We start from the raw sequence: 26,129 nt of genomic DNA on the forward strand, positions 1-26,129 counted from the left end.
GTACGGGGGCGGGGCCGGGCAGCGAGCGCCAGGCGGGAGGGCGGTCGCGGTGCGGGACCGGACCGGAGCGGCCGGAGGACGCTTCGGAGGGGCGCCCCTCCGCGGGCCCCGCAGGCGGGCACTGGCCGGGCAGGGGGTCCGGGCCCGGTGCCGGGGCACATCCGCCCGGGCCGCGGCCGTGCGGGCGCCCGTCGCCGGGGCCGGGCGACGGCGATCGGCCGGGGAGGCGGCCTCCGGGAAGCGCGGACGTGAGCCCGCCGGAGTCGCGTCCGTACGGACGTCCGCCCGGTGAAGGGTGCGGGAGCGGCGTGCCGAGATGATCAGGAGGGACGTTTCCGCAATCGGGAACCGCGGTTCCGCCCGCCAGCGCGCCCTCCAGGGGACCGCTCCGCTCCAGGGTCCGCGCGAGCGCCTCGACCATGCGCGGATCGAACTGGCTGCCGGCGCAGCGGCGGAGTTCGGCGAGCGCGGCGGTGACCGGCCGGCCGCGGCTGTACGTGCGGGTGGAGGTCATGGCGTCGAAGGCGTCCGCGACGGCCACGATCCGCGCCGCCTCGGGGATCCGGCGGCCCGCCAGCCCGTGCGGGTAGCCGCTGCCGTCCAGCCGCTCGTGGTGGTGGAGGATCGCCTCCCGGGCCTCCTCGGGGAGGGCGACCCCGCGCACCAGCTCGTCCCCGTACTCGGGGTGCCGCCGGACGACGCGCCGCTCCTCGCCGGTGAGCGGCCCGTCCTTGCGCAACACCCGGGTGGGAACGCCGAGTTTGCCCAGGTCGTGCAGGGTGCCGGCGATCCGGAGCGCTTCCAGCCGGTCCCCGGCCATCCCGAGTTCACGGCCGATCCGCGCCGAGAGCAGCCCGACCCGCTCGCCGTGGCCCCGCGTGTAGCGGTCCTTGAGATCGAGGGCCTCGACCAGCGCCCGGACGGTCGCGCCGCGCTCGGCGCGCTCCCGCCGGACGCCGGACGCGGGCCGGGCGGGAACGGTGTACGGCAGCAGCACCAGCAGGGCGGCCACCGGCCCGTAGACGCCGCGCCACAGCTCGGCCGCGAGCAGCGCGGACGGTCCGTGGAGCAGCGCGAAGCCCAGCGCGGGCCCCAGGAGGGCGGGCCGCCGGACCCCGGGGAGGCTCCCGTCGAAGGCGTCGTGGGCCGTGCTCGTCACCGCGAGGACGAAGGCGGCGGCCAGCACGGCGGGCAGCGCCCCCAAGGAGCCGGCCGGCAGGGCCGCGCGGGCGGCCCCGAAGAGCAGGGCGGCGGTCGCCGCGGCGAGCGCGAGGAGGGCGGCGCTCCCCAACCGGCGCTTGACGTCGGGGAGTTCACCGCGCGGGCGGCGGGGCGGAGGGAGGAGGCCGCCCGGGACGGCGGCCAAGGCCGCGGCGGCCGGGGGCAGCAATACGACGGCCAGCAGCAGGGCCGGCGGCACCGCGGAGCGGCGCGGCCGGAGACAGCCGAGCGCGCCGACGGCCGCCAGGAGGACCGTCGTCCCCCAGGGGACGGCGGCGGGGTCCCGCACGGCGGGCAGCGCGCTCAGGGCCACCGCGCCCACGGCACCGGAGAGCCGGGCGCGCGCCGTCGCCGGGACTGCCTCCATGACATGTCCTCCCCATCCGGACTCGCTGTCGGGATGGGGAGAATAGGCTCACGCGCGGCGCTCACGGCCGGATCGGCGGGAACCGCCGTCCGTTCGGGTGACGTTCGCCTGGCGGCCGTTTTGATGCGGGTTCCGGGCCCGTTCGCGCCGGGCGTCCGGGCCCTCGGCTCAGTCCCGCGGGGCCCTCCGGGCGTTCAGTCCTGCGGGACGCTCCGGGCGTCCGCCTCGGCCGCGCGGGCCTCGGCCACCACGTCCTGCTCCGGCACGGTCTGGCCGGAGCGGATGAGCTCGATCCGGCCCATCACCTTGGACCGCAGGTCGGCGGGGACGTCGTCGTGTCCGCAGCAGCGCTTGACCAGCTTCTTGACCGCCTGCTCCAGCCCGTACTTCTCCAGGCAGGGGGAGCACTCGTCGATGTGCACCTCGAACTTGGCGCAGTCGCCGTCGGGCATCTCGCGGTCGAGGTACTCGTAGAGGTGGTCGAGGACTTCAGAGCAGTCCGTCTCGTGCGGGTCTCCGCAGCTCATGAGTCCGAGCCCTTCCCATTGTGCGACGCGTCGGAACCGTGCGGCGCGGCGGCCCCGGCCGGGACCAGGCCACGCTCGCGGGCGTAGTCCTCCAGCAGACCGCGCAGCTGCCGGCGGCCCCGGTGGAGGCGGGACATCACCGTGCCGATGGGGGTACCCATGATGTCCGCGATCTCCTTGTAGGCAAACCCCTCGACGTCCGCGAGGTAGACCGCTATGCGGAATTCCTCGGGAATGGCCTGAAGGGCCTCCTTGACATCGGAGTCCGGCAGGTGGTCGAGCGCCTGCGACTCGGCGGACCGCAGCCCCTGGGACATGTGCGACTCGGCACGCGCCAGCTGCCAGTCCTCGATCTCCTCGGACGCGCTGCGCAGCGGCTCACGCTGCTTCTTGCGGTACGAGTTGATGAAGGTGTTGGTCAGGATGCGGTACAGCCACGCCTTGAGGTTCGTGCCGTCACGGAACTGGTGGAAGGACGCGTAGGCCTTCGCGTACGTCTCCTGGACCAGGTCCTCGGCGTCCGCCGGATTGCGGGTCATCCGCAGGGCGGCCGAGTACATCTGGTCGAGGAAGGTCAGCGCGTCGCGCTCGAAACGGGCGTTGCGCTCCGCCGCGCTCTCCGCGGCCTGGGCAGGGGGGTGCTCCTCGCCGTGCGTCCCCGCGTCGGTACCCACGACCGGACCCACCTCCTCCGAAAACTTCGACGGGCCCTGGGCGGACCCGCTCGATTCGGAGAATAGACGACGATCCACGGAGCCCGCCGCTCCGGCCGCGGCGGCCAGACCGCCCATGACGACCGGCCGGCCCCGGTCTGCGGTGCTGGGGCGGGACAGGCATGCGATCGAACCCATGGGGCGGGTCTCCCAATCCTTTGTCATGTGCCGGGGCGTCTTACGTGGTGCTCAACATCGGCACGGCCCGTCCCATTCCCGCCATGGGGCCGCCCTGGGCGGTTTTCCCGGCTCAGCCGGCCTTCCTCCCCTCCGGCCACTCCGCCAGCCGGCGGGCGACGGCGTCGGTGATCACCGCCAGTGCGTCCTCCTGGGTGACGCCCCCGGACTTCGCGGCGCTCTTCGGTACCGCGAACCCGTGGTCACCGCCGGGCACGGCGACCGGTTCGACTCCCGGAGGGAACTCCTCGGGGCGGCCGAACGGGTCGCGGGCGCCCTGGACGACCAGGACCGGCACCCCGGCGTCGAGCAGTTCGCCGGCGCGGGACCGCTCCGGCCGGCCCGGCGGGTGGAGGGGGAAGCTCAGCGCGACCACCGCCACCGCTCCCAGCCCGGCCGCCGTCCGGCAGGCGACGCGCGCCCCCGCGCTCCGGCCGCCCGCGACGACCGGCAGCCCGGGCGCGGCGAGCGCGGGCCACAGGGCTCGCCACGCCTCGTCCAGGGCCCGGGGCGCGGGCGCCACCTTCTTCCCGGCCACCCGCCAGGGCTGCTCCACGAGCGCCACGGTGACCCCGTGCGCGGGCAGGGCGGCGGCCAGAGCCTGGAGGTCACGCGCCTCGACACCGCCGCCGGCACCGTGGCCGAGGGCGAGCACCAGGCGGGGGCGGGCCGCCCGGTACCAGTGGACGCGGGCCTCGCCCGCGGGGGTCGGCACGCTCTCCGTGGCCGTGTCGTACGGGGTGGGTTTCTCGGTCGTCACACGGCCATCCTCGCCGAACGGCCGGGCCGGCTCCGGCGGGGGCGCGCCCGAGGCCGAGGACCGATCCGAGCCGGAAAACTCCCCCTCCCCGGGCCCTGGGGGCACGTTCAACGGGAAGCCCGTCAGAACAGCGTCGACTCCTCCGGAGCCGCCAGCTCCGTCAGCAGCTCCGGCCCGTTGTTGCGGACGTCGCTGACCGCCGTCGCCACCGGATACGCCCGCACCGCCGAGGCCGCGGGCGGCGCGAGCAGCGAGCGCAGTTCGTCCGGGTCCGTGCGCGCGGGGTCGAGCCAGGCGTCCCACCGGTCGGGCGTCAGGAGCAGCGGCATCCGGGGGTGGATGTCCGCCAGGGAGCGCGGACCGCCCTCGGAGCCACCGCCGGCGAACGGCCGGTCGTCCGCCTCGGTGGTTATCACCGAGCAGGTCGCCCACCACGCCTCCGGATGGTCGTCCGGCAGCGTGCGGTCGCGCCAGAACTCGTAGACCCCGGCCATGGCCATGACCGGTCCGTCGGTGGGCGTCACGAAGTAGGGCTGCTTGCGGGGGCGCTTGCGGCGGCCCTGCACCTCCAGGTCGCGCTCCTGTGCGCCCGTGACCCATTCGTAGTAGCCGTCGGCGGGGATCAGGCAGCGGCGCTCGGCGAAGGGCCGCCGGAAGGACGGCTTCTCGTGCACCGTCTCGGCCCGCGCGTTGATCATGCGCGCGGCGCCCTCGGGCGACTTCGCCCAGGACGGGACGAGCCCCCACTTGAGGGCGCGCAGCTGCCGGACCGGACGCCGGTCGGCCGCGCCCTTGAGCGGCCGCTCCAGGACGGCGTACACCTTCTTGGTGGGCGCCACGTTCCAGTCCGGGGCCAGGGTCTCCGCCGGATCCCACACCTCCACGTCGAAGAGCCCGGCCAGGTCCTCCGGCTCCCGGCTCGCCGCGTACCGCCCGCACATGTCCGACCGCCCCTCGGTTCCCTCGCGCATCTGGTGCCGACCATGCTGCCGCACGGGTCGGACACTCCGGCCCCGGCCCCCGTGCCGAGGAACCGCCGCGCGGCGCCGGCCGTCCCTCAGCACGGACCACGAACGCGCAAGGAGCGGCCCCGCCTATGGACAGCACCACCGCCACCGACCTGTGGGACCGGCTGGCCGGCAGCCAGCCCGGCCCCTCGGTCTGGACCGTCGTCGGCACCGGGCTCGTCGCCCTGGCGGCGATCGTCCCGCCCCGGGTGTGGCGGGTGACGCGCAACGCGATCACCATCGCCCACGAGGGCGGCCACGGGCTGGTGGCGCTCCTCAGCGGCCGGACCCTGGACGGCATCAGGCTGCACTCGGACACCTCCGGTCTCACCGTCTCGCGCGGCCGGCCGACCGGCTTCGGCATGGTCCTCACCGCGGCGGCCGGCTACCCCGCGCCCTCGCTGCTCGGCCTGGCCGGCGCCTGGGCGCTGTCCACCGGGCACGTCACGGCCCTGTTGTGGGTGGCGGCGGCACTGCTGGCCGCCATGCTGGTGATGATCCGCAACGCCTACGGCGCCTTGACGGTGGTGCTCACCGGCGCGGCCTTCGTCCTGGTCTCCTGGCTGGCCGGCCCGGAGGTGCGGGCGGCGTTCGCCTACGGGGTGGTGTGGTTCCTGCTGCTGGGGGGCGTGCGACCGTCGTTCGAGCTCCAGCGCAAGCGCCGGTACGGGGCGGCGGCCGACTCCGACGCCGACCAGCTCGGCCGGCTGACCGGGGTGACGCCGGTGCTGTGGCTCCTCTTCTTCCACACGGTCGCGCTGGCCTCGCTGCTCGCCGGCGGGAACTGGCTGCTCCAGGGGTGAGCCGGCGGGCGCCCCGGGCGCCGGGCGACGGGGTCCGCGCGGCCGAAGGGCCCGGTCACCGCCCCCGGTGAGGCCGTAAGGTTAGGGCATGACCCAGAGCCCCGCGCCCACCGACCTCTGGCCCGCTCCGACCGCGACCGGGGCCGTCGACGCGACCGTCACCGTGCCCGGCTCCAAGTCGGTCACCAACCGCGCCCTCGTCCTCGCCTCCCTCGCCGCCGAGCCCGGCTGGCTGCGCCGCCCGCTGCGCTCCCGCGACACCCTGCTGATGGCCGAGGCGCTGCGCGCGATGGGCGTGGGCATCGAGGAGACGGTCTCCTCCAGCTCCGAGGGCGACCAGGACGGCTCCGGCGAGGCGTGGCGGATCATCCCGGCCCGGCCGCACGGCCCGGCCACCGTCGACGTCGGCAACGCGGGCACGGTCATGCGCTTCCTGCCGCCGGTGGCGGCGCTCGCCGACGGCCCGGTCCGCTTCGACGGCGACCCGCGCAGCTACGAGCGCCCGCTGCACGGCGTGATCGACGCGCTGCGCGCCCTGGGCGCCCGGATCGACGACAACGACCGCGGCGCGCTGCCGCTGACCGTGCACGGCGCCGGGGCGCTGGAGGGCGGCCCGGTCGAGATCGACGCCTCGTCGTCCTCCCAGTTCGTGAGCGCGCTGCTGCTCTCCGGCCCGAGGTTCAACCAGGGCGTGGAGGTACGGCACGTCGGCTCGGTGCTGCCCTCGATGCCGCACATCCGGATGACGGTGGAGATGCTGCGCGCCGCCGGCGCCCAGGTGGACACCCCCGAGTCGGGCGGCGAGCCGAACGTCTGGCGGGTCTCCCCCAGCGCGCTGCTGGGCCGCGACCTGGTGGTCGAGCCGGACCTGTCCAACGCGGCGCCGTTCCTGGCGGCGGCCCTGGTCACCGGCGGCCGGGTCACCGTCCCGGACTGGCCCGAGCGCACCACGCAGCCCGGTGACGCGCTGCGCGACATCTTCACTGCCATGGGCGGCTCCTGCGAGCTGACGGACGCGGGCCTGACCTTCACCGGCACCGGCCGGATCACCGGCATCGACGCCGACCTGCACGAGGTCGGCGAGCTCACCCCGGTGATCGCCGCGGTGGCCGCGCTCGCCGACTCCGAGTCCGAGCTGCGCGGCATCGCCCACCTGCGGCTGCACGAGACGGACCGGCTGGCCGCGCTCGCCAAGGAGATCAACGAGCTCGGCGGCGACGTCACCGAGACGGCCGACGGCCTGCGCATCCGCCCGCGCCCGCTGCACGGCGGCGTCTTCCACACCTACGAGGACCACCGCCTGGCCACCGCCGCGGCGGTGCTCGGCCTCACCGTCCCGGGCGTCGAGGTGGAGAACGTGGCGACCACCGCCAAGACCCTCCCCGATTTCCCGGAGCTCTGGCACGGCATGCTCGGATCCGTCGCGGGGGCGACGACGGCGCCGAGAGCCTGAGGGAACCGGAACACCATGCGCCGCTACGGCAAGCACACCGACGAGGACGACGTCCGCGTCCGCCCCAACCGCAAGGGCAACCGGCCGCGGACCAGCATCCGCCCCAAGCACGAGGACGCCGCCGAGGGCTTCGTCCTCACCGTCGACCGCGGCCGGCTGACGGTCCTGGTCGAGGACCGGATCGTGATGGCCATGAAGGCCCGCGAGCTGGGCCGCAAGGGCGTCGTCGTCGGCGACCGGGTCGCGGTCGTCGGCGACCTCAGCGGGCAGAAGGACACCCTGGCCCGGATCGTCCGGGTCGAGGAGCGCCGTTCGGTGCTGCGCAGGACGGCCGACGACACCGACCCGTTCGAGCGGGTCGTCGTCGCCAACGCCGACCAACTGGCCATCGTCACCGCCCTGGCCGACCCCGAGCCGCGCCCCCGGCTGATCGACCGCTGCCTGGTCGCGGCGTACGACGCGGGCCTCGAACCGCTGCTCGTCCTGACCAAGTCGGACCTGGCCCCCGCCGCCAAGCTGATGGAGTCCTACGGCGCGTTGGGCCTGCCCTACGTGGTCACCAACCGCGAGGAGCTGGCCGTCGGCGAGGCCGCGGAGCGGGTGCGGGAGCGGCTGAACGGCAGGGTCACCGCGTTCGTCGGGCACTCCGGCGTCGGCAAGACCACGCTCGTCAACGCCCTGGTCCCGGACCGCCAGCGGGCCACCGGGCACGTCAACGCGGTCACCGGCCGCGGCCGGCACACCACGACGTCGGCGCTGGCCCTGCCGCTGCCCGGGGGCTCGGGCTGGGTGATCGACACCCCGGGCGTCCGGTCGTTCGGGCTCAACCACATCGACCCCTCCCGCGTCATCAACGCCTTCCCGGACCTGGTACCGGGCACCGAGGGCTGCCCGCGCGCGTGCGGCCACGACGAGCCGGACTGCGCGCTGGACCAGTGGGTCGCGGACGGGCACGCCGACCCGCAGCGGCTCTACTCGCTGCGGCGGCTTCTGGCCACCCGGGAGCGGCGCGAAGGCGACTGATCGCCTACGTTTGCGCATGACCGCCGATGGCAAGTGCAACAGCACCGGGACGGACGGGGCGGTCGACGACACGGGAGGCGAAACTGATGGCGTGGCTGCTGGTCGTGGTCGCAGGGCTTCTGGAAACCGGCTTCGCCGTCTGTCTCAAACTCTCGCACGGCTTCACCCGGCTGTGGCCGACGATCGCCTTCGCCTGCTTCGCCCTCGGCAGCTTCGGCCTCCTCACGCTCTCCCTCCGGAAGCTGGACGTGGGCCCGGCCTACGCGGTGTGGACGGGCATCGGCGCGGCCGGGACGGCGATCTACGGCATGGTCTTCCTGGACGACCTGGTCTCCACACTGAAGCTGGTCTCGATCGCCTTCGTGATCGTCGGGGTGATCGGGCTCCAGCTGTCGGGCTCCGCGCACTGAGCGCGCCGGTCACTCCCGCCCGCCCCCGAGCAACGTCCTGACCACGCCCGCCACCTCCTCCGCCGCCTCGGTGTCGGAGCCGGCCGGGGCGACCACGTACGACAGGGTCATCCGGACGGCGGCCTCGCAGGCCCGGCGCAGCGCCTCCGGATCCGGCGGGCGGGCGGTGGCGCCGGCCGCCCCGGCCGCGCTGCCGGCGATGCGCTCCACGAGGGCGGCGGGCGTCGGGGCACCCCGGGCCGTGGCGGGTGACGGCGGGGTGCGCGGCGGCGGGACGGCGGGGGCCGCCTGGGCGGGCAGCCGCTCGCCGCGGCAGCCGGTCAGCGCCGCGCGGACCAGCGGGTTGGCCCGCGCGGTGCGCAGGGTCCACACGGCCGCCGCCGCGCAGCAGTCGCCGGCGTCGGCGTCCTCCCGCCCGACGGCGTCGGCCAGCGAGCGTTCCACGCCGGCCAGGAAGGACTCCGCCTCCCGCCGGACCAGGGCGCGGGCCAGGCCGTCCTTGCTGCCGAACTCGTTGTACAGGGTCTGCCGGGACACCCCGGCGGCGGCCGCCACGTCGACCATCCGGACCCCGTGCCAGGGCCGGGTGCCGAGCGCCGTGTAGGCCGCGTCCAGCAGGAGCTCTCGTGCCGCGGGCATCGTCGCCTCCCGGGCCTTGCGGCCGCACGACGGTTGTGGCCACAGAATTGACGCACCACCAGACGGTGTCAAGAGCCCGGGCGGGCCGCACGTGCGCGGGCGGGAGCCGCGGGTAGTGTTCCTGTTATGTCCGACTACCACGATGATCTGCGCTTGGCCCATGTCCTGGCGGACGCCGCCGACGCGGCGACCATGGAACGGTTCAAGGCCCTCGACCTCAAGGTCGAGACCAAACCGGACATGACCCCGGTGAGCGAGGCGGACAAGGCCGCCGAGGAGCTGATCCGCGGTCACCTCCAGCGGGCCCGGCCCCGCGACGCCGTGCTCGGCGAGGAGTTCGGCGGCGAGGGCCTCGGTCCGCGCCGCTGGGTCATCGACCCGATCGACGGCACGAAGAACTACGTGCGCGGGGTGCCCGTCTGGGCGACGCTGATCTCCCTCATGGTCCAGACGGAGCACGAGGGCACCGTCGACTACCAGCCGGTCGTCGGTGTGGTGTCGGCCCCGGCGCTCGGCCGCCGCTGGTGGGCGGCGAAGGGCTCGGGCGCGTACACCGGCCGCAGCCTGTCGTCGGCGAGCCGGCTGACCGTCTCCAAGGTGGAGCGCATCGCGGACGCCTCGTTCGCGTACTCCTCGCTGTCGGGGTGGGAGGAGCGCGGGCTGCTGCCGCGCTTCCTGGACCTGACGCGGGACTGCTGGCGGACGCGGGGCTACGGCGATTTCTGGCCGTACATGATGGTCGCCGAGGGGTCGGTGGACATCTGCGCGGAGCCGGAGCTGTCACTGTGGGACATGGCGGCGAACGTCGTCATCGTGGAAGAGGCCGGCGGCCGGTTCACGGGCCTGGACGGGCGCCACGGGCCGCACAGCGGGAACGCCGCCGCGTCGAACGGGCTTCTCCACGACGAGTTGCTGGGTTATCTGCGTTCCTGAGGCCCCGGGCGGCGGGAGCTCCCCACCCGTCCGGGTGCCCGAAACCTCAAAGACGACGTAAAAAATCGGCAAAGCGGTCCGTTGCCGTCCTCTTCCCCGCCGACTTGCCGCGTGTCACGCTGTGGGCGAGCTTGTGAATGCGTGAAATCGCCCGCAGGAGGTGGCCCGCCCATGCTCGTCCGCGACGCCATGAGCACGATCGTCCTCACCATCGGCCCCGCCCACACCCTCCGGCAGGCCGCCCGGCTGATGTCCGCGCGCCGGGTCGGGGCGGCCGTCGTCCTCGACCCCGAGACCAGCGGCCTGGGCATCCTCACCGAACGGGACATCCTCAACGCCCTCGGCGCCGGATGCGACCCGGACCGGGAGGCGGCGCACCGCCACACCACCGCCGACGTGGTCTTCGCGGCGCCGGAGTGGACGCTGGAGGAGGCCGCCATCGCCATGTCGCGCGGGGAGTTCCGGCACTTGGTCGTCCTGGACGGCCAGGAGACCGTGGGCGTGGTCTCGGTCCGGGATCTCATCCGCTGCTGGGTGGCGCGCGGGGTGCCGCGCCAGGACGGGGCGCTGACGGCCTGAGGCCCGGCCGCTCCCGGTGCCCGCCGCCGCGGACAGCCGGAGAGGCCGGAGCCCCATGGCGTCCGGCCTCTCCGGTTTCTTACGGCAAGCGCCTCAGCCGCGCAGGGCCTGGACCGCGGTTTCCAGCCGCTTGCCGTAGTCGGGGTCCGCCTGGCGGAAGTTGTTGATCGCCCGCTCCACGATGTCGTCGCGCGACACCTTGGCGATGAAGCCCGCGAGGTTGGCGATCAGGCGCTCCTTCTCCTCCTCCGTCATCAGCCGGTAGAGGTTGCCCGCCTGGACGAAGTCGTTGTCCTCGGCGTGCGTGGGAGTCGCGATGTTGCCGGTGACCCCGGTGACGGAGACCGGCTGCCACAGCGGCCGGCCGGTCTCGGCGGGGCCGCCGAAGCTGTTCGGCTCGTAGTTCTTCGCCCGGCCGTGACGGCCGTCGTACGCGTAGCCGTCCCGGCCGTAGGTGCGGGCCGTGGTGGCGTGCGGACGGTTCACCGGCAGCTGGTCGGCGTTGATGCCGACGCGGTAGCGGTGGGCGTCGGCGTAGGCGAACAGCCGGCCCTGCAGCATCTTGTCGGGGGACGGGCCGATGCCGGGCACGAAGTGCGCCGGAGAGAAGGCCGACTGCTCGACCTCGGCGAAGATGTTGTCGGGGTTGCGGTTGAGCTCCAGCTTGCCGATCTCGTGCAGCGGGTAGTCCGCGTGCGGCCAGACCTTGGTCAGGTCGAACGGGTTGAAGCGGTAGGTGGCCGCCTCGTCCGCCGGCATGATCTGGACGGACACCGTCCAGGTCGGGAAGTCGCCGCGCTCGATGGCCTCGCGCAGGTCACGCTGGTGGGAGTCGGGGTCCTCGCCGGCGAGCCGGTTGGCCTCCTCCTGCGTGAGGTTCTTGATCCCCTGGTCGGTCTTGAAGTGGTACTTGACCCAGAAGACCTCGCCGGCCTCGTTGTTCCACTGGAAGGTGTGCGAGCCGAAGCCGTCCATGTGGCGGTACGAGGCGGGGATGCCGCGGTCGCCGAACAGCCAGGTCACCTGGTGGGTGGCCTCCGGCGACAGACCCCAGAAGTCCCAGACGTTGTCCGCCTCCTGCGAGCCGGTGTACGGGTCGCGCTTCTGGGTGTGGATGAAGTCGGGGAACTTGATGGCGTCCCGGATGAAGAAGACGGGGGTGTTGTTGCCGACGAGGTCGTAGTTGCCCTCTTCGGTGTAGAACTTCAGCGCGAACCCGCGCGGGTCGCGCACCGCGTCCGCCGAGCCGAGGTTGCCGGCGACGGTGGAGAAGCGGAGGAACGTTTCCGTCTGCTTGCCGACCTCGGACAGGAACTTCGCCCGGGTCCACCGGGTGACGTCCGCCGTCACGGTGAAGGTGCCGTAGGCGCCGGCGCCGCGGGCGTGCACCACACGCTCCGGGATCCGCTCGCGGTTGAAGTGCGCGAGCTTCTCCAGCAGCAGCTGGTCCTGCACCAGGACGGGGCCACCGATGCCCGCGGTCTCGCTGTTCTGGTTGTCCGCGACCGGAGCTCCGGACTCCGTGGTCAGCGGGCCCGTCGTGGTCATGGCCTCGTCCTGAACCGACACGTATGCCTCCGTCTTCTCGGTCCTGCCCGCTCGGCCGGTCCTCTTCGGCTCCGCGGCGAGAACGATCCTTACATTGGACTTTGTCTAAGTCAAGATGGAGGTGACATAAAAACCGGATCCAGTGGTAGACGCCTGCCGCTGCTAGGCTGGTCCTATCTGACTGATGGGTGAATGGCATGAGTGACCTGCTGGAACGGCTCCGGGGACGTGGCTGGCGGCTGACCGCGCAGCGGCGCGTCGTCGCCGAGGTGCTCGACGGGGACCATGTGCACTACACCGCCGACGAAGTGCACGCCAAGGCGACCGAACTGCTCCCGGAGATCTCCCGGGCGACGGTCTACAACACGCTCGGCGAACTGGTCTCCCTCGGCGAGATCATCGAGGTGAGCACCGACGGCCGGGCGAAACGCTACGACCCGAACGCCCACCACGCGCACCAGCACCTGGTGTGCTCCCGCTGCGGCACCATCCGCGACGTGCACCCCTCCGGGGACCTGCTCGCCGGGCTGCCGGCGGAGGAGCGCTTCGGGTTCCAGGTGTCCGCGGTCGAGGTGACCTACCGGGGGCTGTGCCCGGGCTGCTCGGGAGCGTGACGGACGGCGGACGCCGGGGGGGCGTTCGTCCGCGGGGAGCTCGGCACCATGACGGGCGCGTACAGCACGAAGGCCCGGATCCTGAGGATCCGGGCCTTCGTCGAGAGTAGCGGGGACAGGATTTGAACCTGCGACCTCTGGGTTATGAGCCCAGCGAGCTACCGAGCTGCTCCACCCCGCGTCGGTGAACCAACTGTAACCCGGTCAAGGCGTTCCACGCAAACGGGTGATCCCGAGCGGCCGCTCGGCCCGGTGGGCGGTCCGGCCCGCCGGGAGCGCGGTCACGCCGACAGTTCCTGCTGGAGGGCGTCCCGCAGCCGCGCCGCCCGCTCGGCGACCTCGGCCGGCCCGTACTCGACCGCCTGCGCGCACCAGAGCTGCGCCTCCGACAGATCGCCGTGCCGGGCGGCCAGCAGGGCCAGCCGGAGGGCCGCGCGGCCGTGGCCGGCCTCGGCGGCCCGCGTCCACCACAGCGCCGCCTCCGGCTCGCTTCCCTCGCGGGCCAGCAGCAGCCCGAGGTTGAACGCGCCGTTGCGGCTGCCCGCCTCGGCCGCCTCCCGGTACCAGCGGGCGGCCCGGACGACGTCGCCGCGGGCCGCCACGATCATGCCGAGCCGCACCTGGGCCCGCCGGTGTCCCTGGCGGGCGGCGCGGTCGTACCACTCCTCGCACTCGGCGGCGGCCCCCTCGCCGCGGTCCTCCCGGTCCAGCAGGCTCGCCAGCCGGAACGCGGCCTCCGCGCTGCCGCCCCGGGCCGCGACCCGCAGGTGGCGCTCGGCCTCCTCGGCGCTCTCCTGGGTGCCGTCCCGCAACAGGGCCATGGCCACCTGGAGGGCGGCCTCGGTGTGGCCGGCCGCGGCGGCGCGCTCGTACCAGCGCAGCGCCTCGCGCTCGTCGTGCCGCCCGGCGTAGAGGATGCCCAGGTTGAACGCCGCGTCGACGCTGCCGGCCTCGGCCGCCTTGGAGAACCACGGCTCGGCGCCCGCCGGGTCGCCGGCCTGGAGCAGCAGGACGGCGAGGGCGTTGGCGGCCTCCCGGTGGCCCGCGTAGGCGGCGCGGCGGTACCACTGCTCGGCCTGGGCCGAGCGGCCCTGCTCGGCGCAGAGGAGGGCGAGGTTGTAGGCGCCGTTGACGTCGCCCGCGTCCAGGGCCGCGCGGTACCAGCGCTCGGCCTGCTGGGACTCGCCGCGGTCGGCGTGCAGGGCGCCGAGGGCGTTGGCCGCGTTGCCGTCGCCGTCCTGGGCCGCGCGGCGCCACCAGACGGCGGCGCTGTCGTTGTCGCCCGCGTCGCGCAGCAGGAAGCCGAGGGCGCAGGCCGCGCGGGACTCGCCGTCCTTGGCGGAGGTCAGATACCAGCGGGCGGCCTCCTGGATCTCGCCGCGCGCCTCCAGCAGGGTGCCCAGGTGCAGGGCGGCGCGGCGGTGGCCGCGGGCGGCGGCCTGGCGGTACCACTGCTCGGCCTCGGCGGCGGGCCCGCGCTCCTTGCCGACCGCCGCGGCGGCGCGCAGGTCGCGCACGGAGGTGTCCCCGCCGCCGACGGGCGTGCGGCGGCCGGCGGGCGCCGGTGCCGGGCCGGGCAGGACGCTCGGGCGGTTCGCGGCCGAGCCGGGGGCGCGTCCGTCGAGGATGCGGGCGAGGCGGTACGCCGCCTCGCGGTGGCCGCGCTCGGCGGCGGACCGGAACCAGCGCTCCGCCCCCACGTCGCTGCGGTGCTCCAGGAGGTCGGCGAGGGCGTAGGCGCCGAGGGCGTGCCCGGACTCGGCGGACTGTCGCAGCCAGTACTCGGCGGCGGGCTCGTCGCCGCGCTCGCGGTGGTAGCGGCCCAGGGCGTGCGCGGCGGCGGCGGAGCCGGCGACGGCGGCCACCCGCCACCAGGCGGCCGCCTCGTCGGGGTAGCCGCGCTGGTGCAGCAGGACGCCCAGGTTGTTGGCGGCGGAGCGGTCGCCCTCGGCGGTGGCGGCGCGCAGGCAGCGCTCGGCGGCGTCCAGGTCGCCGCGGCGCAGCAGGAGGGCGCCGAGGGTGCTCAGGGCGGCGGGGTCACCGGATTCGGCGCGGCGGCGGGCGGTTTCGAGCTCCAGGTCGGCGCCGTCCGCGGGGCCGGCGGCGGACGGGCCCGCCGGGGCGGGCACGGTGCCGGCCGCGTTCGCCGGTCTCTGGCCGTGCGGCGACGGACGTTGCCCGTCCGGGTCGTTCCCCCGGTCGGTCCCCTGCTCACTCCCCCGGTCGGGAGCCCCTACCAGCCGACGTGTCTCCACCAGCCTCGCCTTGTCCCCCATACGTCCCATCGTCGCACTCCCGCAACCTGTGTACACCTGGAATGCCGCAGCCAGTGAGGTCACTTCAGCGTTTTGTCGACTTCCCGACTTCCCGACACAGCGATGCCCCAAACTCTAATCAAAAGCCCCGCACATAACCCGCACAGAGCAGCGTGGCGCCCGATGCGAACGGTGGTCCCTCGCCCGCTACCCCCGAGGCGGCACCCGTACCCCGCCCGGAACGCACGACAAGGCCCGGAGTCCGAGACTCCGGGCCTTGTCTTCGAGTAGCGGGGACAGGATTTGAACCTGCGACCTCTGGGTTATGAGCCCAGCGAGCTACCGAGCTGCTCCACCCCGCGCTGTTGTGGAACAACCGTACCACGGCGCGGGGCGGGGCACCGGCTACCCCTCGGTCCGCTTGGCTTCGTCCTGCTTCCCTTCGTCCCGCCTGCCTTCGTCCTGCTTGCCGGCGGGCTTGCCGTCCGCCTTCCTCTCCGCTTCCTCCTCGGCCTTGGCCAGCCGGTCGAGGGCCTCCTTCAGGCTCTTCTGGGCCTTGCCGTAGGCCTCCAAGTCCTTCTGCTCCAGCGCCTTCTGGCCGTTGGCGTACGCGTCCTGCGCGTCCTTGATCGCCTGCTTGACCGTCGGGTTGGCGGAGGGCGGCCGGGTGGTGTCCGGCGGCTGCTTGCCGGTCTCGCCCTGCTGCTTGCCGAAGACCTCGTCCAGGGCCTCGCCGAGCGTGTCCCGGAAGGCGATCTTCTCGCCGTAGTTGACGAGCACCTTCCGCAACAGCGGGTAATTCGCCCGCGCGCCGCGCACGTACACGGGTTCCACGTACAGGAAACCGCCGTCCAGCGGCACGGTCAGCAGATTGCCGTACTCGACCTCGGAATCACCGCCCTTGAGAAGCCTGATCAGGCTGGCGACGTCCGAATTGCTGTTGAAATTGGACTGCGCCTGCTCCGGACCCCAGACCGCGCCCTTGGGTTCGAGGATTCTGATCCGGCCGTAGCCATCGCTCTTCGCGTCGGCGTCGACCGCCATGAACGCGCCCAGGTTGGGGCGGTTCTTGGGCGTGAAGGTCGTCGTCAGCGAGAACGTCTGGTCCTTCTGGTCCGGCATCCGCATGCTCAGGTAGTACGGCGGTACCGCGTTGCCCTTGTTGGTCGGGTCGTCCGGCACCTGCCAGCGCTGGCTGCCCGTGTAGAACGCCGCCGGGTCGGTGACGTGGTAGCGGGCCAGCAGCTCGCGCTGCACCTTGAACAGGTCCTGCGGGTAGCGCAGATGCGCCTTCAGGTCCGCGCTGATCTCGCCCTTCGGCTTGACGGTCCCCGGGAACGCCTTCATCCAGGTCTTGAGCACCGGGTCCTCGGCGTCCCACTGGTAGAGCCGGACCGTGCCGTCGTAGGCGTCGACGGTCGCCTTCACCGAGTTGCGGATGTAGTTGACCTGGTTCTGCTGGGCGACCACGGCGCGTTGACCCGTCGTCAACGAGTCGGCGGTGGTGTCGCCCAGAGTGGTGCGGGAGGCGTACGGGTAACCGTTGGTCGTCGTATAGGCGTCCACGATCCACTGGATCCGGTGGTCCACCACGGCGGGATACGCGTCACCGTCGATGGTCAGCCAGGGGGCCACCGCCTCGACGCGCTCCTTGGGCGTCCGGTTGTAGAGGATCTTGGAGCCCTTGCCGATGGCGCCCGAGTAGAGGATCTTCGGCTCGCCGAAGGCCACGGCGTAGGCCGCGCGGTTGACCGGGTTGGACAGCGCGACACCGCCCTTGCCGTCGTAGCCGAAGCTCTCCTTGCCCTCGTCGCCGGGCTTGTCGATCTCCTTCTGCGGCCCGCCGACGATCGAGTACTGGGTGGTCTTCTCCCCGTAGTACACCCGCGGCTGGTACGCGCCCAGCGTGCCGTCCGACTGGAAGTCCGGGCCGCCGCCCTTGGGCACGGAGGTGCCCTTGGCGGTCACGGCGCCGTAACCGTGGGTGTATTTGAAGTGGTCGTTGATCCAGTTGCGCTCGGGGATGCCCTTGATGTTGAGCTCCCGCAGGCCGATGACGGTGTCCTGCTCCTTGCCGTTCACCGTGTACCGGTCGACGTCCAGGGTGGACGGGAACTGGTAGTAGCCACGGTCCTGGCGCTCCTGCTGGAAGGCCGGCGAGACGATGTTCGGGTCCAGCAGGCGCAGACTGGCGGTGGAGTTCGCCATCTCGCGCAGCTTGTTCTTGTCCTTGCCGGCGGCGTCGCTCTTGCCGGGGTACTTGTCGTCGACCTTGGTGTGATCGATCCCGTACGCCTCACGCGTCGCCTTGATGTTCTTGGCGATGTACGGCGCTTCCTTGGTCTGCTCGTTCGGCGAGACCTGGAACTTCTGCACGATCGCCGGGTAGAGGCCGCCGATCAGTATCGCGGAGAGCACCATCAGGCCGAAGCCGATGACCGGCAGCTGCCAGGTGCGCCGCCAGAGCGTCGCGAAGAACAGCACCGCGCAGATCAGCGCGATGATGAAGAGGATCGTCTTGGCCGGCAGATAGGCGTTGGCGTCCACATAGCGCAGGCCCGTCCAGCCGTCCGTCGACCGCAGCCCGCTCGACTTCACCGCCAGCCCGTACCGGTCCAGCCAGTAGGCCACGGCCTTGAGCGCGACGAACAGGCCCAGCAGCACGGAGAGGTGCCCGGTGGCCGCCGCGGTGGCCCGGTGGCCCGGGCTGGTCAGCCGCAGGCCGCCGTAGAGGTAGTGCACCAGGGCGGCGGCGATCAGCGACAGGACGGCCGCCGCGAAGCCGAAGCTCAGCAGGAAGCGGTACCAGGGCAGGTCGAACGTGTAGAACGAGATGTCCTTGTGGAACTGCGGGTCCTTCTGCCCGAAGGAGACGCCGTTGACCCACTGGAGCCAGGTGCGCCACTGCCCGGCCGCGGACGCGCCCGCCACCAGGCCGACCAGCGCGGTGACCGCCAGCAGCACCCACTTCTTGTAGGGGGCGATGCTCATCCGGTAGCGGTCGAGGCTCTGCTGCTCGGCCGACATGGCGCTCAGCGGCGGCCGGAGCCGGTGCGCCAGCCAGATGTTGAACCCCACCGCGAGGGCCATCAGCAGACCGAAGACGCCGAACAGGCCGATCTTGGTGCCGAGGGTGGTGGTGAAGACCGATGAATAGTGCACCGAGCGGTACCAGAGCCAGTCGGTCCAGAACCCGGCGAACATGACGAAGAGCATGGCCAGCGCAGCCAGCACACCCAGGGTCATCAGCAGGGTCCGGACACGCCGGGACGGTCGGCCGACTCTGATCCGTGGCCCTGTCGGGCCTCCGCCGCGGTCCGGCATCTGGAAAGCCAAGGTGCGCACCTCGAAGTTCGCTGTAAGGGAGCTGTCGATCAGGCCCTGGCGATAGTAGGACCCAGTGTGGCAACTTACCGAGGCTTTACTCGGTTCCCGATTTCGGCCCCTCTCAGGGCACGATATTGGGCATGTCCAGCAATGCCGGCTCCCCGAGCCACCCCGATCGCCCCGAAGCGGGCACGCCGCCGATGGCCGCCAGCCCGCTGACCCGCGCCGTACTCGAGATCGACGACTACGCCTCCGGCCTCGGCTGGGACCAGCCCGCCCGGCTCTTCGCCCTCGTCGACACCGCGAAGCTCCGCTCCCAGGAGCCCGCCCTGGCCGCCCAGCTCGGCCTCGACGAGGCGGCCCCGGGCTCGTCCGTCCCTTCCTACACCCCCATCGAGCAGGACGAGCTGCCGGCGGGCGCCGCCCTCGACGAGTTCCTCGCCACGATCGCCTGGCCGGACGCGGTGACGGGGTGCGCTCTGACCGTGGAGCGGCTGATGCTCCCGCCGTCCGCCGAGGGGTCCGTGCCCCATGGGATGAACGAGAAGCAGCTTGCCAAGTGGGTCGCGCAGCACCCGGAGCGGCAGGAAGTGCGGATGACGGTCGCCGTGCTGCGGGACGGGGCGCGGGAGTCCGCCATCCGGCTGCGCGAGAAGGACTCGCCGACCGAGGTGCTCACCGGACCCGACCTGGTGCCCGGCCTGGCCGAGGCGCTGGCCGCGACCTTCGCGGACTGAACCCGCCCGGGGCCGGTGTGCCGCGTGACTAGCCTGCCGTGCAGCGCGGCAGGCCGGCCGCGTCCCCCTTGCGGATCTTCTCCAGGGACTTCAGCGCGTCGCCTATCGTCTCCACCTTGACGAGCGTCAGCCCGGACGGGGTGTCCTTGGCGGCGGCCGCGCAGTTGTCCTTGGGGGTCAGGAAGAACCGGGCGCCCTTGTTCCGGGCGCCGACCGTCTTCATCTCGATGCCGCCGATCGGCCCGACCTTGCCCTCGTCGTCGATGGTCCCGGTACCGGCGACGAACTTCCCGCCGGTGAGGTCGTCCGGTGTCAACTTGTCGACTATCCCCAGGGCGAACATGAGGCCGGCGCTGGGTCCGCCGACGTCGGCGAGCTTGATGTTGATCGGGAACGGGAAGGTGTGCGCCGTCCCCGCCTGGATGCCGACGATGGCCCGCTTGTCCCCGGGCGCCTCACGCGTCACCACGGTGACGTTCTCCGTCCCCCGCGGCTGCCGCTTCTCCTTCTCCGCGGCGGCGGCCTCCTTGGCCGGCACGATGGTGAAGACGACCTTCTCGCCGGGCTTGTGCCGGGTGACGAACTTCGCGACGTCGCCCGGCCGCTTCACCTCGGCGCCGTCCACCGCCTTGACCACGTCGCCCGCGTGCAGCACGCCCTCGGCAGGGCTCGCCTTGACGACCGAGGCGACCACGACGCGGGTGGGCACGGCGATGTCCAGCTGCTTGAGGGCCGCCACCTTGGCGCTCTCCTGGGACTGGCTGAACTCCTCGGCGGTCTCCTGATTGAGCTGGTCGGGCGTCTTGTCGTCCGGGTAGAGCGTGCTGTGCGGGACGACCAGCTTGTCGTGGTTCAGCCAGCCGTAGACCGCTTCGACCATGTTCATCCGGTACTGCGAGCCGGTCACCCGGACCGTGGTCATATTGAGGTGCCCGCTGGTCGGATACGTCTTGTGCCCCGAGATCTGGAGCACCGGCTCCCCGTCGTGATCGCCCAGGGTGTTCACCGTCGGCCCGGGCGACATCTCCGCGTACGGCACGGGGATCAGCACGCCGGCGCAGAGCAGCGCGATCAGGGTCAACAGTGAGGCGAGCATCGTCGCGGTGCGGCGGGGCATGGAACGACAGTACGGGACAGGTCTGACAGTCCACTTCCGGGGCGGTCCGTACGGGGCAGAAGTGCCCAGCGGGGCCCGCGTCATGCGAAAAACACGGCTCCCGGACGGGCCGGGACACCGCCCCGACCCACGTTACGGGGATCCGGCTCCGGAGTCCGAACGTTCCATGGCCTCACGGAACTTCGCGTACCCCGCGAGCTCGGAGACATCGCCTGCCTTGCGGTTCCGGGCCGCCCAGCTTCCCCACAGGGCGGCGGCCACGGCCGCGGCAACCGGAATCAGCAACCAAGCGAGCGCCGCCATAACGGCCTCCGACCTCTTACTCCTCGTGACTTACGATGAGCACATTAATCGTCTGCCGTCTCAACGCTCACTTCAGGGCGGCGGTTACGCAACTCGGGTGGCCCGTTCCGGGCACGCGGCTAGGCGCCCACACCCCAGAAGGACGGCGCTACGCGCCGACCCACTCTTCCGTCCCATCCGAGAACACCTGGTGCTTCCAGATCGGCACCTCGTGCTTGAGGTCGTCGATGAGGCGCCGGCAGGCCGCGAACGCCTCGGCGCGGTGCGGGCAGGAGACGGCGACCACCACGGCCAGATCCCCGACGGTCAGCTCGCCGACCCGGTGCACCGCGGCCAGCGCCCGGACCGGGAAGTCCGCCGCCACCTTCTCGGCCACCCGCCGCAGCGCCTCCTCGGCCGTCGGGTGCGCCGAGTAGCCGAGCCCGGCGACCGAGGCGCCGCCGTCGTGGTCGCGCACGGTGCCCACGAAGAGCGCGGTGCCGCCCGCGGCCGGGTCGCCGACAGCGGCGAAGACCTCGTCCAGGGAGAGCGGGGTCTCGCGGACGGCCAGGAGGCGCAGGGGGCCCGGTTCGGGGACGGCGGGCCCGGAGGGATCTTCGTACGTACGGGACATGCGCTCCATCGTGCCGCACGCCGGCCGATTTCCGGCCCGTCCGGGGGCCGGATGTTCGAATCGGCGTCCAGTCGACGCGGGGCGCCTTCCGGGCCTCTCCGGCCCCGGGCAGGCGCCGTCGGCCCGCGAACCGCCCGCTACACCCGCCGTCGGGCCTTGCGCGCCCGCCGCACCAGGGCCGCCGTGCCCAGCAGCGCCACGGTGGCCCCGGCGGCACCCGCCGCCGTCGCGTCCTTGCGGCCGAGCCTCCGGCCGGCGACCGTGTGCCGTCCGGCGACCTCCTCCAGCAGCTCCGCCAGGACCTCCTCGTTGGTCCAGCGGGGACGCCAGCCCGCGGCGTGCAGCCGGTGGCCGCTGACCACCCAGGGGTGCATCGTGTACTCGAGGTCGCCCGCGGGAGACGGCGTCAGGCCCAGGCGGTGCAGCCGGGAGGCGGCGCCCAGCGCCACGGCCGACGGCAGCTCCATGCGGCGGATGCCGGTGAGCTCCTCGACTTCCTCCTGCTCCAGCCAGCCGTCGCAGCCCACCGCCAGCTCGCCCTCGGCCTTCTCCAGGGCGGCGAACTCCAGGGCGCTCACCAGGTCCTCGACGTGGCAGAACTGCCACACCGGCCGGGACCCGGCCACCACCAGCAGCCGCGGCGATTCGAAGTAACGGGTCAGGGCCGTGTCCGTCCCGCCTACGAGAACCGCCGGCCGCAGGACGGTGACGTTCAGCCCGGGGTGCGCGCGGGGGGCCCGGCGGGCCAGGCGCTCGATCTCCAGCAGGTCGCCGACACCGGTGGCCTCAGCGGTCGCCCGCAGTTCCGCGTCCTCGTCGAGGGGCACGTCGTTGTCGGGGTGCGCGCCGTAGACCATCGCCGACGTGCACAGCACCACCCGGTGCACCCCGGCCGCCGCGGCGGCCGTCAGCACGGTCTGGGTGCCGCGCACGTTGTAGGCGGTGCGGGCGGCCGGGTCAGTCTCCAGGTCCAGGTCGAGCGCGAGGTGGACGACGACGTCGGCGCCCCGCAGCTTCTCCGCGATCGCCGGGTCGCGGACGTCCAGGACGTGCCACTGCGCCTCGCTGACGTCGCCGCGGCGCTCGTCGATGGCGAGGACGTGCTTGACCTCCTCGGATGCGGCGAGCCGCCGGGTGAGCAGCGCACCGACGCCGCGGGCGGCGCCGGTGACCGCGACCACGGGCCGGCGGCCGGTCGGGCTCGTACTGTCTCGTGCGGAACCGTTTCGCGCTGCGCGAACTTCTCGGTCGGGGGAACTCACCGGGCGTCTCCAGCGGTTGTCTTCAGTACGTATGTGTCATGACCTGTGTCATGACCCGTACGTACCAGGTGACGTCCATCCTGCCGCAGGCCCCGAGCCGGTGGAGCACCAAGCCCCCATACCGGGGAGGTGTCTACGCTGGGTGGTGTTGTCGGGCATTCGCCGTCGGCCTTCGCCGGCGGCCCTAGGAGCCGAGGAAACCCGTGAGTGACACCCCATTCGGATTCAATCTTCCGCCGGAGGAGCCGGAGGACGGCGACAACGGCAAGAAGAAGGGCGGTGACCAGGGTGGCCGTGGCCAGGGTCCGGCGAACCCGTTCGGATTCGGTTCCGGGGCGGGCGGGGACAACCCCTTCGCCGCGCTGTTCGGCGGCGGCGCGAACCCGGCGTTCGGCGGCATGAACCCCGGCGACCTGGGCGCCGCCTTCCAGCAGCTCGGCCAGATGCTCTCGTACGAGGGCGGCCCGGTGAACTGGGACATGGCCAAGGACATCGCCCGGCAGACCGTCGCGCAGGGCACCGCCGACGGCTCCAAGGACGCCAGCGTCTCGGCCGGCGAGCGGGCCGCGGTCCAGGAGGCCGTCCGCCTGGCCGACCTCTGGCTGGACGGGGTGACCTCGCTCCCGTCGGGCTCCGGCACGGCCGTCGCCTGGAGCCGCGCGGAGTGGGTCGAGGCGACCCTCCCGGTGTGGCGTGAGCTGGTCGACCCGGTCGCCGAGCGCGTCGGCTCGGCCATGGGCGACGTGCTGCCCGAGGAGATGCGGGCCATGGCCGGCCCGCTGCTGGGCATGATGCGCAGCATGGGCGGCGCCATGTTCGGTACGCAGATCGGCCAGGCCGTCGGCGTGCTGGCGGGCGAGGTCGTGGGCTCCACCGACATCGGGCTGCCGCTGGGCCCGGCCGGCAAGGCGGCGCTGCTGCCGGTGAACGTCGAGGCGTTCGGTTCCGGTCTGGGGGTGCCGCAGGAGGAGGTTCGCCTCTACCTGGCGCTGCGCGAGGCCGCCCACCAGCGGCTCTTCGCCCATGTGCCGTGGCTGCGCTCGCACCTCTTCGGCGCGGTCGAGGGTTACGCCCGGGGCATCAAGGTGGACACCACCAAGCTGGAGGACGTCGTCGGCCAGCTCGACCCCACGCGCCCCGAGCAGATGCAGGAGGCGCTCCAGCAGGGCATGTTCCAGCCGGAGGACACCCCGGAGCAGAAGGCGGCCCTGGCCCGGCTGGAGACCGCGCTGGCGCTGGTCGAGGGCTGGGTGGACGCCGTCGTGCACGCGGCCGCCGCGCCGCACCTGCCGTCCGCCGGGGCGCTGCGCGAGACGCTGCGCCGCCGCCGGGCCAGCGGTGGTCCCGCCGAGCAGACCTTCGCGACCCTGATCGGTCTGGAGCTCCGTCCGCGCCGGCTCCGCGACGCGTCGCGGCTGTGGGCCTCCCTCACCGACGCGCGCGGCGCCGACGGCCGGGACGCGCTGTGGGAGCACCCGGACATGCTGCCCACCGCCGCGGACCTGGACGACCCGGACGGTTTCGTGCACCGGGAGCACCTGGACTTCTCCGAGCTGGACAAGATGCTCGGCGAGGCCGCGGGCGGCGGGCAGGGCAAGCCGGACCTGAACTCCAAGGGCTCGGAGGGTTCCGAGGGTTCCGAAAGTTCCGAGGACTCCTCCAAGGGCGACGGCCCCGAGGGCGGTTCGCCGAAGGACGGCGGGGCCGGCGCGTGAGCCTGCGCGAGGACGCGGAACGGGTGCTCAAGGAGTGGCCGGTTCCGGGCGGTGACCCGCGGCAGGAGGCGCTGCGGCTCGCGTACCTGGAGCATCTGGCCGGGCACCCGGACGGCATGTGGAAGGCGTGCCGGGACGGTCACATCACGGCCAGCGCCCTGGTCGTGGACCCGTCCCGCGACCGGGTGCTGCTCACGCTCCATCGCAAGCTCGGGATGTGGCTGCAGATGGGCGGCCACTGCGAGCCGGAGGACGCCACGTTGGCGGCGGCCGCGCTGCGCGAGGCCACGGAGGAGTCCGGCATCGCGAGCGGGCTGACCCTGCTGCCGGGTGGCCCGGTCCGGCTGGACCGGCACCACACGCCCTGCGCCTGGCACCTGGACGTGCAGTACGCGGCGCTGGCGCCCGAGGGCGCCGAGGCGGCCATCAGCGACGAGTCGCTGGACCTGCGGTGGTTCGGTTACGACGAGGTCGCCTCGGTGGCCGACGCGTCGGTGGTGCGGCTGGTCGAGCGGGTGCGCGCGTCGGTGTAGGCGCCGGTGGCCCGCGGGCGGCCGGCGTCCGAGGCGTCCGGTGCGCCGTGGGCTCCCGCCGTCCTTCCGGCTTCCGTCGCCCGTCCCCCCGGAGGGGTTATTCGCTGCGGGCGGCGGGGAGGTGCGGGAGGCGGCCCGCGGCGACGACGCCCTCCAGGTAGCCCCGTGCGCGCTCGGTGCGCGGATACGCCTCCAGGAGCCGCCAGAAGGCGGGCCCGTGCCCGGGGACGAGCAGGTGCGCCAGCTCGTGCAGGAGGACGTAGTCGACGACGTACTCGGGCATGCCCTGCAGCCGGTGCGAGAGGCGGATGCTGCCCTCGGCGGGGGTGCAGGAGCCCCAGCGGGTGTTCTGGTTGGTGACCCAGCGGACGCTGTCGGGCCGGGCCCGGCCGCCGAGGTACTGCCCGGAGAGGCGCTCCGCCCGTTCCGCGAGCTCGGTGTCGCCGAGTATCCGCTTGCTCTCCTGGGCCGCGAGCCGGTCCAGCATCACGTTCACCCACCGCTTCTCCTCGGCGTCCGACATACGGGCCGGGATGAGGACCACCGTGCGGTCGCCCTCGCGGTAGGCGGAGACGGTTCTGCGCCGGCGTGCGCTCCGGCGGACCTCCACCGGGCGGGCCTCGGCCGCCGGAAACGCCTCGGTCTCCGGGAAGGGCGCGCCGAGCGGGCTCGGGCCGCCGCGCGGCGGTCGGGCGGCGCTGTGCAGGGGGTCGACGGGCACGCCACGACGTTACCCCGTCGACGGCGCGGGAAGTCCCGCCGTCGCCCGGCAGCCGGTGATTCCACCCCACCCCACCACGGCATTAGTACGACGATCAGCCCGTGCCTGTGGACAACCCCACACGCCGATCGGTGCGGCCGTGCATGCTGGGTCCACCGGCGGCGGACGGTGGCTCCGTCGGCAGTGGAGCGGCGTGTGCCGGGCGACGAGGGGGAGCCATGGTGGGGACGGACGGCGGGTGCGGGACCGCGGTGTTGGAGCACGCGGGCGGAGTCGGCGGCGCGAGAACCGGCGGCGCGCATGGGGCCGGAGGCACAGCCGGTGCCGAGGGAGCGCATCCGGTGATGAAGCCCGCTCTGCGGCGGGCCTGGCGCAGCCGGGACGTCCTCCAGCTCGGGATGACCCGGGCCCACGCGACGGTGGTGGGGCCGGTGGACACGGCGACGGCGTCGTTCCTCGGCCTGCTCGACGGCACGCGCGGCCTGCCGCTGTTGCGGGCCGAGGCGGCGGCCATGGGCCTCCCCGAGGGCCGGGCGGACGCGCTGGTCGAACGGCTGGCCCGGGCCGGCGCGCTGGACGACGCGCGCGGCGGGGGCGCGGGTGGCGCCGCGCTGCGGAGCCGGGGCCCGGCCTTGGAGCGGCTGGGGCCGGACCTCGCCTCGCTCTCGGTGCTGCATCCGGCGCCGGGGGCGGCGATAGGGGTGATGGCCGCGCGTGCCGTCGAGCAGGCCGAGGAACGACGCCGTCGCCGTGTCCACCGGCCCCACCACCG

General features: G+C 73.3%; 23 protein-coding genes, 2 tRNA genes and 1 pseudogene. 11 read left to right on the plus strand and 15 right to left on the minus strand.

Annotated elements, in window-relative coordinates; translation table 11 throughout:
• From ACSNOK_RS11465 to ACSNOK_RS11485, 5 genes are all read right to left on the minus strand, one after another.
• Positions 1–1,588: HD domain-containing phosphohydrolase (locus ACSNOK_RS11465; protein WP_436780523.1), on the minus strand; the 1,588-nt coding region annotated here is incomplete at its 3' end.
• 194 nt (positions 1,589–1,782) lie between these two features.
• The gene (gene rsrA / locus ACSNOK_RS11470) at positions 1,783–2,115 is read right to left on the minus strand and encodes a mycothiol system anti-sigma-R factor (protein WP_171167143.1); all 333 of its coding nucleotides are present in this window, start codon (positions 2,113–2,115) and stop codon (positions 1,783–1,785) included.
• Positions 2,112–2,801, minus strand: a complete 690-nt coding sequence (locus ACSNOK_RS11475) for a sigma-70 family RNA polymerase sigma factor (protein ID WP_193581852.1) — start codon at positions 2,799–2,801, stop codon at positions 2,112–2,114. Before ACSNOK_RS11475 ends, rsrA begins: the two co-directional genes overlap by 4 nt.
• 277 nt (positions 2,802–3,078) lie before the next feature.
• A complete protein-coding gene (locus ACSNOK_RS11480) occupies positions 3,079–3,765 on the minus strand; it encodes an alpha/beta hydrolase family protein (protein ID WP_436780524.1) in 687 nt (228 codons plus the stop codon).
• Between the two features lie 122 nt (positions 3,766–3,887).
• Complete coding sequence (locus ACSNOK_RS11485) at positions 3,888–4,706, minus strand: SOS response-associated peptidase (protein WP_436780539.1); 819 nt, start codon at positions 4,704–4,706, stop codon at positions 3,888–3,890.
• A gap of 155 nt (positions 4,707–4,861) precedes the next feature.
• On the opposite strand from ACSNOK_RS11485, the gene ACSNOK_RS11490 reads away from it, so the two are divergent.
• The 4 genes from ACSNOK_RS11490 to ACSNOK_RS11505 all read left to right on the plus strand — a co-directional run bounded on the left by ACSNOK_RS11490 (position 4,862) and on the right by ACSNOK_RS11505 (position 8,461).
• Positions 4,862–5,575, plus strand: a complete 714-nt coding sequence (locus tag ACSNOK_RS11490; RefSeq protein WP_436780525.1) for a M50 family metallopeptidase — start codon at positions 4,862–4,864, stop codon at positions 5,573–5,575.
• A gap of 88 nt (positions 5,576–5,663) precedes the next feature.
• Positions 5,664–7,028, plus strand: a complete 1,365-nt coding sequence (aroA, locus tag ACSNOK_RS11495) for a 3-phosphoshikimate 1-carboxyvinyltransferase (RefSeq protein ID WP_436780526.1) — start codon at positions 5,664–5,666, stop codon at positions 7,026–7,028.
• Between the two features lie 15 nt (positions 7,029–7,043).
• Positions 7,044–8,051 carry a ribosome small subunit-dependent GTPase A gene (gene rsgA / locus ACSNOK_RS11500; protein ID WP_436780527.1) on the plus strand — a complete coding sequence of 336 codons (1,008 nt, stop codon included), beginning with the start codon at positions 7,044–7,046 and terminating at the stop codon, positions 8,049–8,051.
• Between the two features lie 86 nt (positions 8,052–8,137).
• The gene (locus tag ACSNOK_RS11505) at positions 8,138–8,461 is read left to right on the plus strand and encodes a DMT family transporter (protein WP_171167244.1); all 324 of its coding nucleotides are present in this window, start codon (positions 8,138–8,140) and stop codon (positions 8,459–8,461) included.
• A 9-nt stretch (positions 8,462–8,470) separates the two neighbouring features.
• On the opposite strand, the gene ACSNOK_RS11510 is transcribed toward ACSNOK_RS11505, so the two are convergent.
• Positions 8,471–9,100 (minus strand): TetR family transcriptional regulator, encoded by a 630-nt coding sequence (locus ACSNOK_RS11510; protein WP_436780528.1) that lies wholly within the window; start codon positions 9,098–9,100, stop codon positions 8,471–8,473.
• Positions 9,101–9,226: 126 nt separating this feature from the next.
• Between ACSNOK_RS11510 and hisN the strand changes: the two genes are divergently transcribed.
• Positions 9,227–10,033 carry a histidinol-phosphatase gene (gene hisN / locus ACSNOK_RS11515; protein ID WP_436780529.1) on the plus strand — a complete coding sequence of 269 codons (807 nt, stop codon included), beginning with the start codon at positions 9,227–9,229 and terminating at the stop codon, positions 10,031–10,033.
• 171 nt (positions 10,034–10,204) lie between these two features.
• Entirely contained in the window at positions 10,205–10,612 is a 408-nt protein-coding gene (locus tag ACSNOK_RS11520) for a CBS domain-containing protein (RefSeq protein WP_436780530.1), read from the plus strand.
• A 93-nt stretch (positions 10,613–10,705) separates the two neighbouring features.
• Here the strand turns inward: ACSNOK_RS11520 and ACSNOK_RS11525 are convergent, their stop codons facing one another.
• A complete protein-coding gene (locus tag ACSNOK_RS11525) occupies positions 10,706–12,160 on the minus strand; it encodes a catalase (RefSeq protein WP_436780540.1) in 1,455 nt (484 codons plus the stop codon).
• Positions 12,161–12,357: 197 nt separating this feature from the next.
• Here ACSNOK_RS11525 and ACSNOK_RS11530 point away from each other — a divergent pair, with 197 nt between their 5' ends.
• Positions 12,358–12,774, plus strand: coding sequence for a Fur family transcriptional regulator (locus ACSNOK_RS11530; RefSeq protein WP_436780531.1), 417 nt, complete (start codon positions 12,358–12,360; stop codon positions 12,772–12,774).
• 107 nt (positions 12,775–12,881) lie between these two features.
• Here the strand turns inward: ACSNOK_RS11530 and ACSNOK_RS11535 are convergent.
• The 4 genes from ACSNOK_RS11535 to ACSNOK_RS11550 form a co-directional block, all read right to left on the minus strand.
• Positions 12,882–12,955: transfer RNA gene (locus tag ACSNOK_RS11535), tRNA-Met, on the minus strand.
• A 100-nt stretch (positions 12,956–13,055) separates the two neighbouring features.
• Positions 13,056–15,050, minus strand: coding sequence for a tetratricopeptide repeat protein (locus ACSNOK_RS11540; protein WP_436780532.1), 1,995 nt, complete (start codon positions 15,048–15,050; stop codon positions 13,056–13,058).
• 267 nt (positions 15,051–15,317) lie between these two features.
• A tRNA-Met gene (locus tag ACSNOK_RS11545) sits at positions 15,318–15,391 on the minus strand.
• Between the two features lie 43 nt (positions 15,392–15,434).
• The gene (locus tag ACSNOK_RS11550; RefSeq protein WP_436780541.1) at positions 15,435–18,353 is read right to left on the minus strand and encodes a UPF0182 family membrane protein; all 2,919 of its coding nucleotides are present in this window, start codon (positions 18,351–18,353) and stop codon (positions 15,435–15,437) included.
• Between the two features lie 143 nt (positions 18,354–18,496).
• Here ACSNOK_RS11550 and ACSNOK_RS11555 point away from each other — a divergent pair, with 143 nt between their 5' ends.
• Complete coding sequence (locus ACSNOK_RS11555; RefSeq protein WP_436780533.1) at positions 18,497–19,093, plus strand: PPA1309 family protein; 597 nt, start codon at positions 18,497–18,499, stop codon at positions 19,091–19,093.
• Positions 19,094–19,121: 28 nt separating this feature from the next.
• Here ACSNOK_RS11555 and ACSNOK_RS11560 read toward each other — a convergent pair whose 3' ends face one another.
• The 3 genes from ACSNOK_RS11560 to ACSNOK_RS11570 all read right to left on the minus strand — a co-directional run bounded on the left by ACSNOK_RS11560 (position 19,122) and on the right by ACSNOK_RS11570 (position 22,388).
• Positions 19,122–20,210, minus strand: coding sequence for a YlbL family protein (locus ACSNOK_RS11560; RefSeq protein WP_436780534.1), 1,089 nt, complete (start codon positions 20,208–20,210; stop codon positions 19,122–19,124).
• Between the two features lie 451 nt (positions 20,211–20,661).
• Entirely contained in the window at positions 20,662–21,135 is a 474-nt protein-coding gene (locus tag ACSNOK_RS11565) for a molybdenum cofactor biosynthesis protein MoaE (RefSeq protein WP_436780535.1), read from the minus strand.
• A 128-nt stretch (positions 21,136–21,263) separates the two neighbouring features.
• Positions 21,264–22,388 carry an SDR family oxidoreductase gene (locus tag ACSNOK_RS11570; RefSeq protein ID WP_040887362.1) on the minus strand — a complete coding sequence of 375 codons (1,125 nt, stop codon included), beginning with the start codon at positions 22,386–22,388 and terminating at the stop codon, positions 21,264–21,266.
• Positions 22,389–22,591: 203 nt separating this feature from the next.
• Between ACSNOK_RS11570 and ACSNOK_RS11575 the strand changes: the two genes are divergently transcribed.
• Both ACSNOK_RS11575 and ACSNOK_RS11580 read left to right on the plus strand, forming a co-directional pair.
• Entirely contained in the window at positions 22,592–24,103 is a 1,512-nt protein-coding gene (locus ACSNOK_RS11575) for a zinc-dependent metalloprotease (protein ID WP_436780536.1), read from the plus strand.
• Entirely contained in the window at positions 24,100–24,636 is a 537-nt protein-coding gene (locus ACSNOK_RS11580; protein ID WP_436780537.1) for an NUDIX hydrolase, read from the plus strand. Before ACSNOK_RS11575 ends, ACSNOK_RS11580 begins: the two co-directional genes overlap by 4 nt.
• A 97-nt stretch (positions 24,637–24,733) precedes the next feature.
• Here ACSNOK_RS11580 and ACSNOK_RS11585 read toward each other — a convergent pair whose 3' ends face one another.
• On the minus strand, positions 24,734–25,357 hold the full coding sequence (locus ACSNOK_RS11585; protein WP_436780538.1) for a M48 metallopeptidase family protein: 624 nt from the start codon (positions 25,355–25,357) through the stop codon (positions 24,734–24,736).
• 344 nt (positions 25,358–25,701) lie between these two features.
• Here ACSNOK_RS11585 and ACSNOK_RS11590 point away from each other — a divergent pair.
• Positions 25,702–26,129: pseudogene (locus ACSNOK_RS11590) on the plus strand (ThiF family adenylyltransferase); the annotation flags it as partial.

The organism is Streptomyces sp. URMC 126 (genome assembly GCF_051386555.1).
In the GTDB taxonomy this organism is placed as follows: Bacteria; Actinomycetota; Actinomycetes; order Streptomycetales; family Streptomycetaceae; genus Streptomyces.